The sequence below is a fragment of the Pedococcus aerophilus genome (assembly GCF_039532215.1).
Taxonomy (GTDB): Bacteria; Actinomycetota; Actinomycetes; order Actinomycetales; family Dermatophilaceae; genus Pedococcus; species Pedococcus aerophilus.
Genome location: NZ_BAAARN010000001.1, coordinates 1863292 through 1878892, shown reverse-complemented (window position 1 = coordinate 1878892; position 15601 = coordinate 1863292). Strand labels below are relative to the sequence as shown.

Below are 15601 nucleotides of genomic sequence, written 5' to 3'. Positions count from 1 at the left end.
TCGGCCGGGTCTGCGCCGCCGAGCAGCCAAACGGCCCTGGACCACCGCACCGCGTGCCTATCATCGGCAACCGAGTCCCCGGGTCCCGCAGAGATGGAAGGAGAGTGGTCCCGTGCTGCTGCACGCGGCGTTCTTCCCGCCTCGCGAGGCGGTCGAGGAGCTCGTCGACCTCGTCCGCTCCGTGCCGGGGCGGCCCGAGGAGTTCTCGCCGGTCTCCGTCGACGACATGCACGTGCACGTCACGAGCTTCGGCAACCTCGCCCGCGCCGACGCGGCGCGCCTCGTCGAGCACCTCAACGAGGCAGCGAAGGGATGGTCGCCCCCGCCGCGCCTGCAGATGGCCGGCTGCCTCGCGCTCGTCGCGCCCGGCGACCTGTCCGTCTCGACGCCGCTCGCCGGTGACGTGGACCGGCTCGTGTCCATCGCCCGGTCCATCCCGGAGATCGTCCAGGCCCTCGGTCTGCACGTCGACCGGCGACGGTTCAAGGCGCAGGTGCCCGTCGGCACGGTGACCCCGGAAACCTCGCTGCCGTACCTCGAACGCCTCGTCGCCGCCCTCGAGGGCTACACCGGACCGCGCTGGGTCATGCCCGACCTCGTCCTGCTGAAGCCGAGCTGGGCCCACTCGGGAGCCGACTCCGCCGCCGACATCCACGCCCTCATCCAGATCCCGGTGGGGACGCAGGCACCATGAGCGTGCTCGAGCTTCAGCAGAACGGGCGCCACCTGGCGAGGTCCGCCACCGGGGCCCGGCCGCGCAGGAACGAGGGGCTGGCCTTCGGCATCCTCGTGGTCGGCGCGTTGGCAGCCACGCTGCTGCCGTCCGCGCAGCTGAACACGGGGGCAATCTTCTCCCTGGCGCTGCTCGCGGGCGGGCTCGGCCTGGGCTGGCTGACCGTGCGGCGTCGCCGGCGGTCCTGGGTCGACCCCACCGCACCGCTGCTCGTCATGGTGTCCGTCATCTTCCTGCGCGACGCCCTCGGTGGGGCCATCTCCGGCGTCGGGCCGTTGATCGCCGTCCCGATCGTCTGGCTCGCGCTCTTCGGCACGCTCGGTGACCTCGCGATCGCCGCCGCGCTCTCCGTGCTCGCGTTCGTCGGACCGTCCCTGGCGACCAACCTCGTGGCCGGGCCCGGGCAGGACGTCCCCGTGGAGTGGCGCCCCGCTGTCCTCTGGGCCGCCGTGGCCCTGCTCGCCGCCCCCGTCATCCAGGGCGTGGTGCGCGGCCTCACGGCGCAGAACCGCGCCGAGCGCGAGGCCGCCGCCCAGCTGCGCGCCATCATGGGTGGCGCCAGCCTGACGAGCATCATCAGCACCGATGCCGACGGCGTCATCACCAACTTCAACGTCGGCGCCGAGGACATGCTCAAGTACGACGCTGCCGACGCCGTGGGCCGCAAGGCGCACGAGCTGATCCACGACGAGGGCGAGGTGGCGCTGGCCGCCTCCCAGCTCGGCGTCGAGCCCGGCATCGCCGTGTTCGCCACCCTCGCCGAGAACCACATGCCCAGCCGCGAGTGGACCTACGTCCGCAAGGACGGTCGGCGCATCACCGTCCGCCTGGCCGTGACCGAGCTGCGTTCGGAGGCCGGCGAGGTGACCGGGTACCTCGGGGTCGCCGTCGACACGACCGCCGCCGTCGAGATGCGCCGCGAGCTCAAGGAGGCGCAGGCCCTCTGGCGCCTGTCGATGGACCACCTCCCCGACACCGCTGTCCTCGTCCTCGACCGCACCCTCGAGGTGTCGCTTTCCACCGGCGGCGGTGCCCGTAGGCAGGGTCTGGCCACGGCAGCCGGCCGGGACGTCTCCGAGGCATTCACCCCGAGGAGCTTCGCCCTGCTCAAGCCGCTCATCGACGGTGCCCTCGAGGGCCGCGACGGCGTCGTCGAGCTGATCGCACCGCAGTCCGGGGCCGAGCACGAGGTCTGGGTCAGCCCCCTTCCGGGCACCACGACCACCTCGGGCGCCGCCCTGATCATGGCGCGCGACGTCAGCCGGGACCGCGAGCGCGAGCGCCTGCTCCGCGCCAGCCACGACCGCATCCAGCGGCTGTTCGTCGACGCACCGCACGGCATCGCCGTCCTCGGCCGCGACGGCATCGTCCGCCAGGTCAACCCCTCACTGTGCCTGCTCCTCGGTCGCACGGAGACCCAGCTCGTGGGGGCCCCGTTGGCGACCCTCGGCGCGGTCGACGACGACCGCATACCGACCCTGCTCGCGTGCACGACGCGCGAGGCGGGCGCTCGCACCGACTGGACCGTGACCACGCCGCTGGACGTCGAGGTCCACCTCAACCTCTCGAGCACGGTCCTCGCCGGTGGCGGCTCGCCCGAGGAGGACGAGCTCCTCGTCAACGTCGCCGACGTCTCGGAGCGGCACACCTACGAGCAGCAGCTCGCCCACCTCGCCGACCACGACCCGTTGACGGGGCTGGCCAACCGCCGCCGCTTCTCGGTCGAGCTCGACCGCCACCTCGACTTCTGCCGCCGGTATGGAGCCCGCGGGGCCCTGCTCCTCATCGACCTGGACCACTTCAAGGAGGTCAACGACACCCTCGGCCACGCCGCCGGTGACGTCCTCCTCGCGTCGTTGGCCGAGGTCCTGCGCCAGAGCGTGCGGAGCACCGACGTCGTGGCGCGACTGGGTGGCGACGAGTTCGCGGTCCTGCTGCTGGAGACCGACCGCGCCGGCACCGAGCTCGTCGCGGAGCACCTCGTCACCGCGGTCCGCGCGCACAGCACCGCCCTCGGGGCGGCAGCAGATGCCGTGACCGCGAGCGTGGGTGCCGTCGTCATCGGCGGGGAGGAAGCCGGGCTCGAGAGCGCCGAGGAGCTGCTCACCAGCGCCGACGCGCTGATGTACCAGGCGAAGCAGGGCGGCCGCGACGGCTGGGCCGTGCTGACGTCCGGCGAGTCCGCGGAAGCACCCACCTCCTCGACGCTGGGCTGGAGCCAGCGCATCGAGACCGCCATCGCCAACGACGAGTTCAGCCTGCACCTGCAGCCGATCTGGGACATCGCCCGCGGATGCGTCACCGGTGGTGAGGTGCTGCTGCGCCTCGGCCAGGGCCGGGACGCGCTGCCCCCGGGTGAGTACCTCCAGCAGGCCGAGAAGTCCGGCCTCGTGCTGGCCATCGACCGGTGGGTCCTCGAGCGGTCGATCCCGCTGCTCCAGCGGTTCCAGGCGGTGCACCCGGACTTCGAGCTCTCGGTGAACCTCTCCGGCCGGTCGGTCGGCGACCCCCAGATCGAGGAGGTCGTGCAGGCCGCCCTCCTGAGGTCCGGCGCCGACGGGCGCGGGCTGGTCCTGGAGATCACCGAGACGGCGATCGTGCCCGACCTCGTGGCTGCCCGCGTCTTCGCCGAGCGGCTCGCTGAGGAGGGATGCCGGTTCGCGCTGGACGACTTCGGCGCCGGGTTCGGCTCGTTCTCCTACCTCAAGCACCTGCCCTTCGACTACGTGAAGATCGACGGCGAGTTCGTCGCCCGGTGCGACGTCGACCCCACCGACCGCGCCATCGTGGCGTCCGTCGTCCGGGTCGCCCACGAGCTCGGCAAGCGGACCGTCGCGGAGTACGTGAGCAGCCCGGCCGTCCTCGATGTGCTGGCCCTCGAAGGCGTCGACCTGGCGCAGGGCCACCACCTCGGGCACCCGATCCCCGCGGAGGAGTTCCTGGAGCTCCTGGGGGCCGAAGGGTTCGTCGTGCCCGAGGGTGTCGAGGTCGCAGCCGCCTGACGGCGGGCTCAGAACCAGCCGAGGCCCTCGGCGATCAGGATCAGGCCGAACACGAGGAACGCCACCGCCGCGCCGATCTTGATGACGCGCTCGGGGAGCTTCTTGCCGAGGACCGCGCCGACACCGATCGCCAGGGCGTCGGCCGCGACCATGCCGACGGTGCTGCCGATCCAGGTGCCGAGCCAACCCTCCTGGGTGGCAAGGGTGATGGTGGCGAGCATGGTCTTGTCACCGAGCTCGGCGAGGAAGAAGGCGATGCCGACCGCGATGATCGCCTTGCCGGTGCTGCGTCGGGCCTTGTCGGCCTCGTCCTCGGTCAGCTCGTCGCCGCGCAGGGTCCAGGCCGCGAAGACGAGGAAGGCCACCCCCGCGACGATGGAGATGATCCACTGCTTGTCCGCGAACGAGTTGCCGACCCACGCCCCGATGCCCACCGAGGCGAGGTGGACGATCGCCGTGGCGATGGTGATGCCGATGAGGACCTGGCGCACGCGATAGCGCGTCGCGAAGGTCATGGCCATGAGCTGGCTCTTGTCGCCGAGCTCGGCCACGAAGATGACCGCAGTGCTCAAGAGGAAGGCGTCCATGGGTGATGCGTCTCCTAGCCGCCAGGCCGAGGAGAGCGTGTCTGGGACGTCCCTTCGACCAGGCACGTCCGAAAAATGGGTTCGTGTACTGGTCGAAAGTCTCGTCCGCCACCGATCAGATCTGGTGGCCCACCGCACCGGACCCGGGGGTCAGTGTGTCGACGCGGCGATTGGGGACTACTCCCTTTCGAGCCCTCACGGTACCCGGCCAGGGCGGCTCGGAGCGAATCCGTCCTAGGGTCGTCCCATGTCCCGGACCGCCGTCCAGCTCCCTTCCACCGCTCGCCTGCGGCGGCGCCCCCTTCTGGGGTCGTGGGGGCGCGACGGACGGCGTCTGCATGGCCATGGAGCTGGCGCCGCCTCTCTGAACAGCCCGCTCGACGTCTCGTGCAGCAACCCCTGCTAGCAGAAGGTGCTGCCGGAGGGGCAGGTTGCACCCTGTGGTCCGGGCAGCAACCTGTGCTGGGTCAGCCGGCTTGGTGGGGTCAGTCGACTCGGGCCAGGACCACTAACTGACCCTCGCGCTCGGGGCCCACGGCTGCGCGCTCCATACGCGCCACCTCGGTGAGCCCCGCGCTCGCGAGGTGGTTCGCGACCTCGTCGGCGGTGAAGAGGTGTCGGTGGAGGGTGACGTCGTGGCCGTGGCGCCGGTAGCCGACGACCTCGCGCACCCCCTCGCCACGCTGGAAGGCGACGAGCACGTGGCCGCCCGGCCGCAGGACGCGCGCGGCCTCGGCGAAGATCGTGGGCTGGCCGGCGGGAGGGATGTGAATCGTCGAGTACCACAGCAGCACCCCCGCGAACTCGGCGTCGGCGAACGGCAGGGCGTTCAGCGAGGCGACCGCGAACCCGAGGTCGGGCTGGGACCGTCGGGCCGCGGCGACCATGCCGGGAGACAGGTCGACGCCACGGACGGTGCAGCCCCGGTCGGCGAGGTAGCGGCTCATCCGGCCGGTGCCGCACCCCGCGTCGAGGACGCTCGCGTCGCCACCGTGGGTCACCGCGGCGACGAACGCATCGACCATGGCGAGGTCGAGCGGCGCCTCGGCCCGGGTGTCGGGGAGCATGGCGGCGTACGAGTCGGCGACCACGTCGTAGGCGGCCCGGATGCGCTCGGGTGCGAACAGGTCCGGGGTGGTCTCGGGCACGCCGCATGATGGCACGAGGGGCGCTGTCGGTGGGTGCTGACACCATGCCGACCCATGCCGGATGCCGATGCGACGCCAGCGGTTCGTCCGCGCGTGATCCTCACGACCACGGCCAGCGTGGACGGGCGGATCACGCTCTCGGCAGGCGAGCGCCTGCTGGAGCCCGACGTCGGCGCACGGTGGGGCGCAGCCTGGCCGGCGGACGTGCAGGATCTGGTCGACCAGCGGCGCACGTGGATCGAGGACCGCCACGCCCCGACTGTGGTCCTCGAGGGCAGTGGCACCTTCGTGGCCACAGAAGCGGAATCGCCATGGTCGCAAGACGATTCGGCACATGGTGGCTCGCTCCACCGCGACCACCTGCCGCGACGGGCGCCTCGCTGGTTCGTCGTCGTGGACGGGCGCGGAAGGGTCGACTGGACCTACACCGGCGACGACGAGACCGCCCTGCTCGTCCTGGTGTGCGAGGCCACCCCCGCGGGATACCTGCGCCGCCTGCGCGACCTCGGCGTCGGTCACCTCGTCGCGGGAGTCGAGCGGGTGGACCTCAGGCTCGCGCTGGAGCGCTTGTATGCCGTGCTCGGAGTTCGCGCGGTGGTTGCCGATGGCGGGGGTGGGGTCAACGGTGCGCTGATCGGGGACGGTCTGGTCGACGAGGTGCACGTCATCACGTTCCCCGTCCTCATCGGAGGACTGACGACGCCGACGTTCAACGACGGTGCGGGCCTCGACCCCGGCGGGTCGCCCGTGCGGCTGCTACCGCGAGGGTTGGTCCGGGGTGACCACGGCAGCACGTGGGCGAGGTACGACGTCGCGCGAGGGTAGGCCGCCCCGCACGCGACGGCCGTGGGGCGTCTGGTGGCGCGCGCCCGCGTGTGCGAACAATGGGCCTTGGGGAGCCGCGCAGCAATGACGGTGGCGAGCAGCGACCGGCGAAGAACCTGGTTGCGGCGCAGGGGGAGCTAGCCCGCGAGTCGTGGGAGTCGAGGTTCGCCGAGGCACCCGGGCCGGAGTCGCCGTTCCACACGCCGCCACCGCGGATCGGGACGCTGCGCTGGGCCGTGGTCATCCACGTCGTCGTGCTGCTCGTCGTCGCCGGCGCGCTGACTGCGGGGTTCGTGCAGAACAACGACGGTGTCCTGGCGCGGATCGGGCTGGCAGCTCTGGGTGCCGTCCTCGTCGCGTGGCGGCTGGTCCTGCTCCGGACAGCGGTGCTGGCGCTACGCCGTCGCAGTGGTCGCGCTGGGTCGAACAAGAGCGAGTAGGGGATTTCGGGGGCTCTGGGCCACGGGTGTCGGGCTCCAGCCCACCCCGACGGTTCGGCCCGTCTGCCGGCCACCCGATGCGTGTCGTTGTGCCTTCAGAGGCCCCGGTCGTCCGGCATCATCTGGCCATGGCGAGAATGAGGAAGTCGGGACCACCGGCCTGGTGGTTCCTTCTGGACCGCCAGGGGCCGTGGGCCAATGTCCGACCGCGCGTCTCGCGGCCATTGGCCGGTGCGCTCGTCGTCACCGGGGCGGGACTGCTGGCGGCCTGCGACGCGGACACCGGCCCACCGGATCGTCTCACGCCCGAGGCGTCGCGGTACGTGCTCGAGGCCGACTTCATCCCTGAAGGCGTGGAGCTCGTGGCGCACCGCTCCAGCGAGGGCCTGTGCCTCGAGGCCACCACAGCCCCCGAAGCCTCGGGGAGCGGCGCCTGCGGTTTCAGTGACCGTCCGTCCGGCGGCCGCTATGCCACGGGTGGGATGGACGACGGTTTCCTCTACGCCTACGGTCCGGTCCCCTTGAGCACGCGCACAGTCAGGATCACCCTCGACAACGGTGCGTCCATCGAGTCCGCCACCGGCGACCTGCCCGCCTCGGTCGCCCGGGGGCGCTTCTTCTACGCCGGCCTGGGCAAGGACGTCGTCATCGAGTCCGTGTCGCTGTTCGACGGCTCCGGAGCGCCGGTGCAGCCGCAGGACTTCTGACTGCCGGCGCAGCCGGAACAACGAAGAGGCCACCAACCGGGTGGTTGGTGGCCTCGACACTGCTGTCCTGCTGGTCGGGGTGACAGGATTTGAACCTGCGGCCTCTTCGTCCCGAACGAAGCGCGCTACCAAGCTGCGCCACACCCCGTGGCAGTCACTTCCGAGCAGATCTGACGTGGTCAGACACTGAATTCGGCAGCGACAAGGAAGGATAGCCCACGGCCTGCCGCGCCTCCCAATCGGGCCCGGCGCCTAGCGCGGGACGAGGGTCAGCAGGGTCGCCTCGGGGCGGCAGGCGAACCGCACCGGCGCGTAGGGCGACGTCCCCAGGCCGGCGGAGACGTGCAGCCAGGCGGCGTCGGCCGGTGCCAGGGACGAGGGTGCCGAGCCTGCGCCGGGCCACCACCGCGACAGCCCCTTGGCCCGGTCGGTCGGCAGGTCGCAGTTGGTGACGAGGGCGCCGTGGAACGGCACCGCGAGCTGCCCGCCGTGGGTGTGGCCCGCGAGGAGCAACCGCGCCCCGTCGTCGGTCATCGGGTCGAGGACCCGTTGGTACGGCGCGTGCGTGACTCCCACGGTCAGCGCAGCGGTGGGGGAAGCAGGGCCGGCGACGTCGGCATACCGGTCGTGGCGGATGTGGGCGTCGTCGGTGCCGACGAGCTCGATGGTCGAGCCTGCCACGGACAGGGATGTCCGGGCGTTGTCGAGGTCGGCCCACCCGCCGGCCTCCATCCCCGAACGCAGGTCCTCGACCGGCAGCAGGATGCGGCCGGGAGGCGCCTGCGCATGGCGCTTGGTGAGGTAGCGGGCGGGGTTCTTGGGAACCGGCGCGTAGTAGTCGTTCGACCCCAGCACGAACGCCCCGGGGAACGCGAACAACGGCTCCATCGCGCGCAGCGCCTCGGGAACGGCGTCGAGCGCCGCGAGGTTGTCGCCGGTGTTGACGACGAGGTCCGGCTCGAGGGCGGCGAGGCTGCGCACCCACTCGACCTTGTGCTGCTGGCGGGGCACGAGGTGCAGGTCAGAGATCTGCAGGACCCGCAGGGGCCGCGACCCGGGGGCGAGCACCGGCACGGTGAACCGCCGCAGGGCGAACCAGTTGCGTTCGACGAGGCTGGCCCAGCCGAGGCCGGCCACCCCGAGTGCCGCTGCGCCGCCGAGGGTCCGCACGAGAGTCTTCATCACGCCCATCCTCGCAAACAACACGGTTGGGGACCGCACCCGCCGCCTGCGACACTGGCCCCATGACCGTCTCGAGCCTCAAGGCCACCGTCCAGAGCGACCTCACCTCCGCCATGCGCGCGCGGGACCAGGTGCGCTCCGGCACGCTGCGCATGGCCCTCACCGCCATGACCAACGAGGAGGTCTCCGGCACCGAGGCCCGCGAGCTGTCCGACGACGAGGTGCTCAGGGTGCTGGCCAAGGAGGCCAAGAAGCGCAAGGAGGCCTCGGCCGCCTACACCGACGCCGGTCGGCCCGAGCTCGCCGCCAAGGAGGACGCCGAGCTCGCGATCCTCGAGGCCTACCTGCCCGCCCAGCTCTCCGACGACGAGCTCGCGACGATCGTCGCTGCCGCGATCGAGAGCACTGGTGCGACCGGTATGCAGCAGATGGGTCAGGTCATGAAGGCCGCCAACGGTGTGGTCGCTGGTCGTGCCGACGGCGGTCGCGTGGCCGCCGTGGTGAAGGCGTCCCTCGCCGCCCGCTGACCCGCGCATGCCCTGCGGTGGTGAGCAGTCGCCATACGGGGCAAGGCATCTGACGACGAAGGCCCCCCACCGTCCGGTGAGGGGCCTTCGTCATGACCGAGGTCAGCCGTTGGGCTTCGGCGGGTTCGTCTTCTTGGGCTTGGGCGTCGAGCTGGGCTTCGGCGCGGGCTTGCTCGACGAGCTCGAGCTCGGCTTCGGCGTGTTGTCCACCCGGGGGCGCGGTGCCTGCGGGACGTACCCGGTCGACAGGTAGAGGCCGATCGTGTCGCCGCGCAGCGCGGTGCCGTTGGGAGAGGTGTAGACCACCCGGCCGCGGCCGTAGCCGCTGTTGGCGTTGCCGGCGACCTGGACCTTGAAGCCTGCGTCCTTGAGGCGGGCCGTCGCCTCGTCGATGGTGAGCCCACCGACGAAGGGCACGGCGACCTTGTCACCGTTCTGGATCTTGTCGCTGGGCTCGTCGAAGTCACGGATGGGCATGCCCTTCGACGCGCCCTCCATGATCGCCTGCCACGTCGGCGCGGAGATGGTGCCGCCGAAGACCTCGCCGTAGTAGACGCCGGCCAGGCTGACGTTCTTCATGCGGAACTGCGTGTAGGGGGTGCCGACCCAGACGGCGGTCGACAGCTGCGGGGTGTAGCCGACGAACCACGACTGCTTGTGCTCGTCGGTGGTGCCGGTCTTGCCGGCCGCCGGACGGGAGCCGAGGCTGGCGCCGCGGCCCGTGCCGTTCTCGATGACGCCGGTGAGCAGCTCGGTGGTGCCCTTGGCGACGTCCGGGTCGATGACCTGCTTGCAGTCGCTGCCCTTGATCTTCAGGGCCTTCTTGTCGTTGGTCGTGATCGACAGGATCGGGTTGGGCTTGCAGTACTTGCCGTTGGCCGCGAGCGTCGCGTAGGACGAGGCGAGGGTGAGCGGCGTGGCCGTGCCGGCGCCCAGGGTGACTGCGGCCGGCGTGCACTCGACCGGGTCGCCGTAGCCGTTGTGCAGGCCCATCGTCGTCATCATGTTGCGGACGTTCTGGGTGCCGAGCTTGAGCACGAGGGACGCGAACGCGGTGTTGACCGACTTCGCGGTGGCGGTCTTCAGCGGGATCGGGCGACCACCGATGGTCTCGTCGTTCCGCACCGGCCACGCCTGCTGGGACCCGCAGCGACCCTGCTCCTGCGGCGAGTAGAGCGCCGGCTGCTTCGTCGTCGCGAACTTCGACGGGATGGTGCCGTTGACGGCCTGGCCGCGCTTGAGCGCCTCGACGATCGCGTACATCTTCGCGGTGGAGCCGAACTGGAAGCCGTTCTCCCCGCCGTACTCACGGTCGACGTTCCAGTTGAGGCCGGTCAGGCCCTTGGTCTGGCTGCCCTTGCCCGTCGTGTAGGTGGTGTTCTGGACCATCGCGACGACCTTGCCGGTGCCCGGCTGGACGATCGCGGCCGCAGCACCGATGCCCTCGTCGTTGCCGACGGGGACGCGCTTGGTGAGCTGCTTGCGGGCCATCTCCTGCGTCGTCGGGTTGAGCGTGGTCTGGATGGTCAGGCCGCCTTGGGTGATGTTCTTGATGCGCTCCGGGACGGTCTTGCCGAGCTCCGGCATGGTCTTGAGGTAGGCCATGACGTAGTTGCAGAAGTAGGGCTCACGCGAGGCGGCGCAGTTGCTCAGGGGGTTCTTCACCTTGAGCATCTTCTTGACCGGGATCGCCTTGGCGCTCTTCCAGTCCTTGTCGTTGATGATGCCCAGGTCGTGCATGCGGTCCAGCACGACGTCGCGCCGCGCCTGGGCGCGCTCGGGGTTGTTCACCGGGTCGGTGCGGCTGGGGTTCTGGACGAGCCCGGCCAGCAGTGCTGCCTGGGGCAGGTTGAGCTGCTTGGCGGAGATGCTGAAGTAGTGCTGCGACGCGGCCTCGACGCCGTAGGCCAGGTCGCCGTAGTAGGCGAGGTTCAGGTAGCCCTGGAGGATCTGGTCCTTGGTCATCTCCTTCTCGAGGGTGACCGCGTACTTGATCTCCTGGACCTTGCGGGCGGCGCTGACGCGGACGGCGGCCTTGGCGGCCTCCTCGTCGTTGTTGCGCAACGCGTTCTCCTGCAACGTCAGCTTGACGTACTGCTGCGTCAGCGTCGACGCGCCCTGGGTGTCGCCACCCTGCGCGTTGGAGACGGCCGCGCGGGCGATGCCGCGGGGGTCGACGCCACCGTGCTCGTAGAACCGGCTGTCCTCGATCGCGATCTGCGCCTTCTGCATGATCGGCGCGACGTTCTTGAGGTTGACGATGATGCGGTTCTCCTCCTGGGGGGTCGCGAGGACCTTGCCCTGGGAGTCGAGGATCTGCGACTGCTGCGACAGCGCCGAGGCGGTGAACTCGCCCGGCAGGTCGTCGAACGCCGTGACGCTGGCCGTCGCCGCACTGCCCGTGGCGCCCACTGCGGGGATCAGCAGACCCGCCGCCAGCAGTCCCATCACCATCGCCGTGGCGACGAAGGCTCCGAGCAAACTGACGACATTACCGAGGTTGGTGGCGCGACCATGCATGGCCACAGGGTAACTGCCTCGTCTGGATGGGCCCGTGTGGCGAGACGACGGACTTCGCAAACCTGCGTGAACACGCGATCCCAGGGCCTGTCGGTGACCCCCTCGAGCCCTCCAGAATGACCACCCCGTGACCACCGCTACGGGATGGTTCGGAATGACTAGTCCCTTTGGCCGTCAGAGAACTACACGAATGGGCCATGTCGTTGCAGTTCCCACCTACCTATCGTTTCTCAAACATTGGAACGCTCATATGGCGGCACCGCAGTCGCCGTGTACAGCACCATCTGGAGGCACTGAGATGACGATCGCACCAGCGCGACCCACCCGTTCGGGTGCGCCGGGTACTGGATGGGTCGAGGACTGGGCTCCCCTCGGATCCTGCTCCACCGCCGACCCCGACGCCCTCTTCGTCCAGGGTGCCGCCCAGCAGACCGCCAAGGTCGTCTGCCAGCGGTGCCCGGTCATCGCCGAGTGCCTCGCCGACGCCCTCGACAACCGCACCGAGTTCGGTGTCTGGGGTGGGATGACCGAGCGCGAGCGCCGGGCCCTGCTCAAGCGCCGCCCCAACATCACCTCCTGGGCCAACCTCTTCGCCGCCGCCCGCGGGCAGTCCCGCGACGAGGTCAGCGCCTGACCTCAGCGCCTCTGCAGCTGCACAGCACGAGCCAGACCGAGCCGGCACCTCATCACGAGGGCGCCGGCTCGTCGGTGTTTCGGGGCGGTTCAGGCGCCGGTGAGGGACGCCGCGACGGCCCGCAGCCCCGTGAGGTCGTGGATGTCCTGGGCCGCGGCCGGCACCTCCACGAGGGGTATGCCGGGGTGCCCGGCGGTGAACCGGCTCACCTGTCGCTCCTGCCGTTCGGCCGTCTCGGCCAGGGCGGCGTGCAGGCGCAGCAGCCCCTCGGTCTCGGCACTGGTCGGGCTCCGATCGACGCCGTCAGCGCCGTCAGCGCCGTCGGTGTCGGCGAGCTGGTCCGCGGCGGCCAGCGCCCGTGAGGCGCGCAGCGACGGGGCAGCCACCCGCTGGATGCGGTTGACGACGAGCCCGGCCAGCGGCATCTGCTCCTCGTCGAGCCGACCGGCGAAGTAGGACGCCTCCCGCAGCGCGTCCCGTTCGGGGGCCGCCACGACGACGAACGCCGTCTCGGGGTTCTTGAGCAGGGCGTACGTCTGGTCGGCGCGCTCGCGGAACCCGCCGAACATCGTGTCGAGCGCGGCGACGAACGTCTGCACGTCCTGCAGCAGCTGACCGCCGAGCAGCTTGGACATCGTGCTCGTCACCATCGTCACGCCGACGCTGAACACCTTGAACCCGGCCCGGCCGCCGGCCTTCGCGGGAGCGGTCATCAGGCGGATGAACCGGCCGTCGAGGAACGACCCGAGCCGCTTGGGAGCGTCGAGGAAGTCCAGCGCCGAGCGCGACGGCGGGGTGTCGACGACGACGAGGTCCCAGCGGCCGGTGCGGTCCGCCTCGGCGCGGAGCTGGCCGAGCTTCTCCATCGCCATGTACTCCTGCGTGCCCGCGAACGAGCTGGAGACGGCCTGGTAGAAGGGGTTGGCCAGGATCTGGGCGGCCTTCTCGGGGGTGGCGTGCTGCTCGACCACCTCGTCGAAGGTGCGCTTCATGTCGAGCATCATCGCGTCGAGCGACCCGCCGTCGGCCCCGGCACCCTCGACGGGGCGAGGGGTGTTGTCGAGCTCGGTGAGGCCGAGGGACTGGGCGAGGCGGCGGGCCGGGTCGATGGTGAGGACGACGACCTTGCGGCCGTGCTCGGCCGCCCACAGGCCCATGGCGGCGGCGGTGGTCGTCTTGCCGACCCCGCCGGCGCCGCAGCAGACCACGATGCGGGTGGCCGGGTCGGTGAGCAGCGTCGCGAGGTCGAGGGAGGGCCTCGTGGCCTTGGCGGAGGAGGAAGAGGCGGAGGAGCTGCGGGCGGCCATCAGATCATCCCCTGCTCGGCGACGGCATCGGCGAGCACGGAGATCCCGCCGCCCTCGGTGCCCTCGGGGAGCAGCGGCAGCCGGACGGTGAGGCGGCCCTGCTCGGCGAGGATCGCGTCCTGCTCGCGCTCGAGCGCCACCCGGTCCGCGTGCTGCCCTGCGTCGAGGAGCAGCCCGGCGACGATCCCGGGCCCGGCCTTGACGCCGACCGACGCGAGGTCCGCGGCGACGCCTTCGGCGAGCTTGGCGGTGCGACCGCTGCGGACCGACCTGAGCGCCTTGTCGCTGAGCAGTGGGTCGCGGAGCTGGTTGACGACGATCGCGCCGAGGGGCAGCTCGGCGGCACGCAGGTCGCGCAGCGCGTCGACGGTCTCCTGCACCGGCATCTCCTCGAGGAGGGTGACGACGTGCACGGCCGTCGTGTGGCTGCGGACCATCCGCGTGATCGAGTCGGCCTGGCTGTGGATCGGCCCGACCTTGGCGACGTCGGCCACCTCGGCGTTCACGTTGAGGAACCGCACCACCCGGCCCGTGGGTGGGGCGTCGAGGACGACCGCGTCGTACGCCAGGGCCCCGGAGCGACCGGCGCGGCGGCCGGCGGCCTCGTAGACCTTGCCGATGAGCAGGACGTCGCGCAGGCCCGGCGCGATCGTCGTCGCGAAGTCGACCGCACCGAACTTGTCGAGCAGCCCCATGGCCCGGCCGACCTTGTAGAACTTCTGGAGGTATTCGCCCAGGGACTGCTTCGCGTCGACGGAGATCGCCCAGATCTCGCCGCCGCTGCGGTCGTGGACGATGCGGGTCTCTCTGTGCCCGATGGGCGGCACGTCGAAGGTCTGCGAGATGCCCTGGCGCTCCTCGACCTCGACGAGCAGGACCCGCTTGCCCTGCCGGGACAGCCCCAGCGCGAGGGCCGCGGCGACCGTCGTCTTGCCGGTCCCGCCCTTGCCGGTGACCACGTGCAGGCGGACCTTGGACAGGTCGGGCAGCGGGTCCGGCTGGGGGGCTGGCATGCAGCCAGCCTAGGAGGCCAGCAGGTCCACCGCCGCGGCGACCTCGGCGAAGGCCGGGTGCTCCGGGTCGATCAGCCCGTAGTGCCCGCCACCGGGCACCGGGGTGAGGCGCACCGACGGACCGCGGTGGGCCGCGGCATACCGCTCGCTCAGCTCGAACGGCACCACGTCGTCGTCACGAGCATGCACGAGCACCACCGGAACGGACGGGGGGAGCACGGCGGGGTCGGCGGCGGCATACGCGTCCGGCACCTGCTCGGGGGAGCCACCGAGCAGCGCCGGTATGGCGTCGCCGCCCACCTGCGTCGCCGCGCCGTGGGCGAGGTCGACGACGCCGGCGAGGCTCACGGCGCCGCGCAGGCCGTGGGCCCAGGGCTGGGCGGCTGCCCAGGCGACGAGCTGGCCGCCGGCGGAGTGGCCCACGAGGACGGCTGGGTGCGCGAGGTCGGGGTCGCGGCGGATCGCGGCGACCGCCGCGGCGACATCGCGGGCGGTGCCGGGCCAACCGCCGCCGGGCATGCCGGGACGGCGGTACTCGACCACGGCCACGGGGTAGCCGGCGTCGGCGAAGGCCTGGGCCTGCCGGCCGGCGTGGGCGCGGTCGTACTCGGCGCGCCAGAACCCGCCGTGGACGACGACGACGGTCAGGGACCGGGTGACCCGCTCGGGGAGGCGCACGTCGTAGACCTGGGCGTCGTCGTCGCCATAGGGGGTCGTGCGCGTCGGTGGAGCCGCCCGCTCGTCGAGAACCTGGCTGGGGTCGCGCTCGCCGGAAGAGGCCATGCGCCCATCCTGCCAGCGGTGGCTAGGCTGCGGTCCATGCAGAAATGGGAGTACGCGACCGTGCCGCTGATCGTGCACGCGACCAAGCAGATCCTCGACCAGTGGGGTGAGGACGGCTGGGAGCTCGTCCAGGTCCTCACCGGCCCCGACGGCAACGGACTGGTCGCCTACCTGAAGCGGGAGAAAGCCTGAC

At 71.3% G+C, this 15601-nt stretch carries 15 protein-coding genes and 1 tRNA gene; 8 read left to right on the top strand and 8 right to left on the bottom strand.

What is annotated here, in order from left to right; all coding sequences use genetic code 11:
• The first annotated feature begins 112 nt into the window (after positions 1-112).
• Together ABD286_RS08900 and ABD286_RS08895 are read left to right on the top strand one after the other, a co-directional pair.
• Complete coding sequence (locus tag ABD286_RS08900) at positions 113-694, top strand: 2'-5' RNA ligase family protein (protein WP_344192294.1); 582 nt, start codon at positions 113-115, stop codon at positions 692-694.
• Positions 691-3735, top strand: coding sequence for a sensor domain-containing protein (locus ABD286_RS08895; protein WP_344192292.1), 3045 nt, complete (start codon positions 691-693; stop codon positions 3733-3735). Before ABD286_RS08900 ends, ABD286_RS08895 begins: the two co-directional genes overlap by 4 nt.
• Positions 3736-3743: 8 nt before the next feature.
• On the opposite strand, the gene ABD286_RS08890 is transcribed toward ABD286_RS08895, so the two are convergent.
• Both ABD286_RS08890 and ABD286_RS08885 read right to left on the bottom strand, forming a co-directional pair.
• Positions 3744-4322: a TMEM165/GDT1 family protein gene (locus tag ABD286_RS08890; RefSeq protein ID WP_344192290.1), complete on the bottom strand. Its 579-nt coding sequence runs from the start codon at positions 4320-4322 to the stop codon at positions 3744-3746.
• Between the two features lie 485 nt (positions 4323-4807).
• Positions 4808-5470, bottom strand: coding sequence for a class I SAM-dependent DNA methyltransferase (locus ABD286_RS08885; RefSeq protein WP_344192288.1), 663 nt, complete (start codon positions 5468-5470; stop codon positions 4808-4810).
• A gap of 93 nt (positions 5471-5563) precedes the next feature.
• Between ABD286_RS08885 and ABD286_RS08880 the strand changes: the two genes are divergently transcribed.
• The 3 genes from ABD286_RS08880 to ABD286_RS08870 all read left to right on the top strand — a co-directional run bounded on the left by ABD286_RS08880 (position 5564) and on the right by ABD286_RS08870 (position 7442).
• A complete protein-coding gene (locus ABD286_RS08880) occupies positions 5564-6295 on the top strand; it encodes a dihydrofolate reductase family protein (RefSeq protein ID WP_344192286.1) in 732 nt (243 codons plus the stop codon).
• Positions 6296-6354: 59 nt separating this feature from the next.
• Entirely contained in the window at positions 6355-6735 is a 381-nt protein-coding gene (locus tag ABD286_RS08875; RefSeq protein WP_344192284.1) for a hypothetical protein, read from the top strand.
• A 128-nt stretch (positions 6736-6863) separates the two neighbouring features.
• Positions 6864-7442 carry a hypothetical protein gene (locus ABD286_RS08870; RefSeq protein WP_344192282.1) on the top strand — a complete coding sequence of 193 codons (579 nt, stop codon included), beginning with the start codon at positions 6864-6866 and terminating at the stop codon, positions 7440-7442.
• A 71-nt stretch (positions 7443-7513) separates the two neighbouring features.
• Here ABD286_RS08870 and ABD286_RS08865 read toward each other — a convergent pair.
• Positions 7514-7590: transfer RNA gene (locus ABD286_RS08865), tRNA-Pro, on the bottom strand.
• Positions 7591-7694: 104 nt separating this feature from the next.
• Entirely contained in the window at positions 7695-8624 is a 930-nt protein-coding gene (locus tag ABD286_RS08860; protein ID WP_344192280.1) for a metallophosphoesterase, read from the bottom strand.
• Between the two features lie 62 nt (positions 8625-8686).
• On the opposite strand from ABD286_RS08860, the gene ABD286_RS08855 reads away from it, so the two are divergent.
• Complete coding sequence (locus ABD286_RS08855) at positions 8687-9151, top strand: GatB/YqeY domain-containing protein (RefSeq protein WP_344192278.1); 465 nt, start codon at positions 8687-8689, stop codon at positions 9149-9151.
• Between the two features lie 102 nt (positions 9152-9253).
• Here ABD286_RS08855 and ABD286_RS08850 read toward each other — a convergent pair whose 3' ends face one another.
• Complete coding sequence (locus ABD286_RS08850) at positions 9254-11671, bottom strand: transglycosylase domain-containing protein (RefSeq protein WP_344192276.1); 2418 nt, start codon at positions 11669-11671, stop codon at positions 9254-9256.
• A gap of 298 nt (positions 11672-11969) precedes the next feature.
• Between ABD286_RS08850 and ABD286_RS08845 the strand changes: the two genes are divergently transcribed.
• Complete coding sequence (locus ABD286_RS08845; RefSeq protein WP_344192274.1) at positions 11970-12305, top strand: WhiB family transcriptional regulator; 336 nt, start codon at positions 11970-11972, stop codon at positions 12303-12305.
• A gap of 89 nt (positions 12306-12394) precedes the next feature.
• Here ABD286_RS08845 and bagB read toward each other — a convergent pair whose 3' ends face one another.
• Genes bagB through ABD286_RS08830 form a run of 3 tightly spaced genes read right to left on the bottom strand, consistent with a single transcriptional unit; the run spans position 12395 to position 15408 of the window.
• Entirely contained in the window at positions 12395-13612 is a 1218-nt protein-coding gene (gene bagB / locus ABD286_RS08840) for an ArsA family ATPase (RefSeq protein ID WP_344192272.1), read from the bottom strand.
• Positions 13612-14625 (bottom strand): ATPase BagA, encoded by a 1014-nt coding sequence (gene bagA / locus ABD286_RS08835; RefSeq protein WP_344192270.1) that lies wholly within the window; start codon positions 14623-14625, stop codon positions 13612-13614. Before bagA ends, bagB begins: the two co-directional genes overlap by 1 nt.
• Positions 14626-14634: 9 nt before the next feature.
• Complete coding sequence (locus ABD286_RS08830; RefSeq protein WP_344192268.1) at positions 14635-15408, bottom strand: alpha/beta hydrolase family protein; 774 nt, start codon at positions 15406-15408, stop codon at positions 14635-14637.
• Positions 15409-15444: 36 nt separating this feature from the next.
• Between ABD286_RS08830 and sp36 the strand changes: the two genes are divergently transcribed.
• Positions 15445-15600: a Sp36 family protein gene (sp36, locus tag ABD286_RS08825; RefSeq protein ID WP_140742397.1), complete on the top strand. Its 156-nt coding sequence runs from the start codon at positions 15445-15447 to the stop codon at positions 15598-15600.
• The last annotated feature ends 1 nt before the right edge of the window (position 15601 follow it).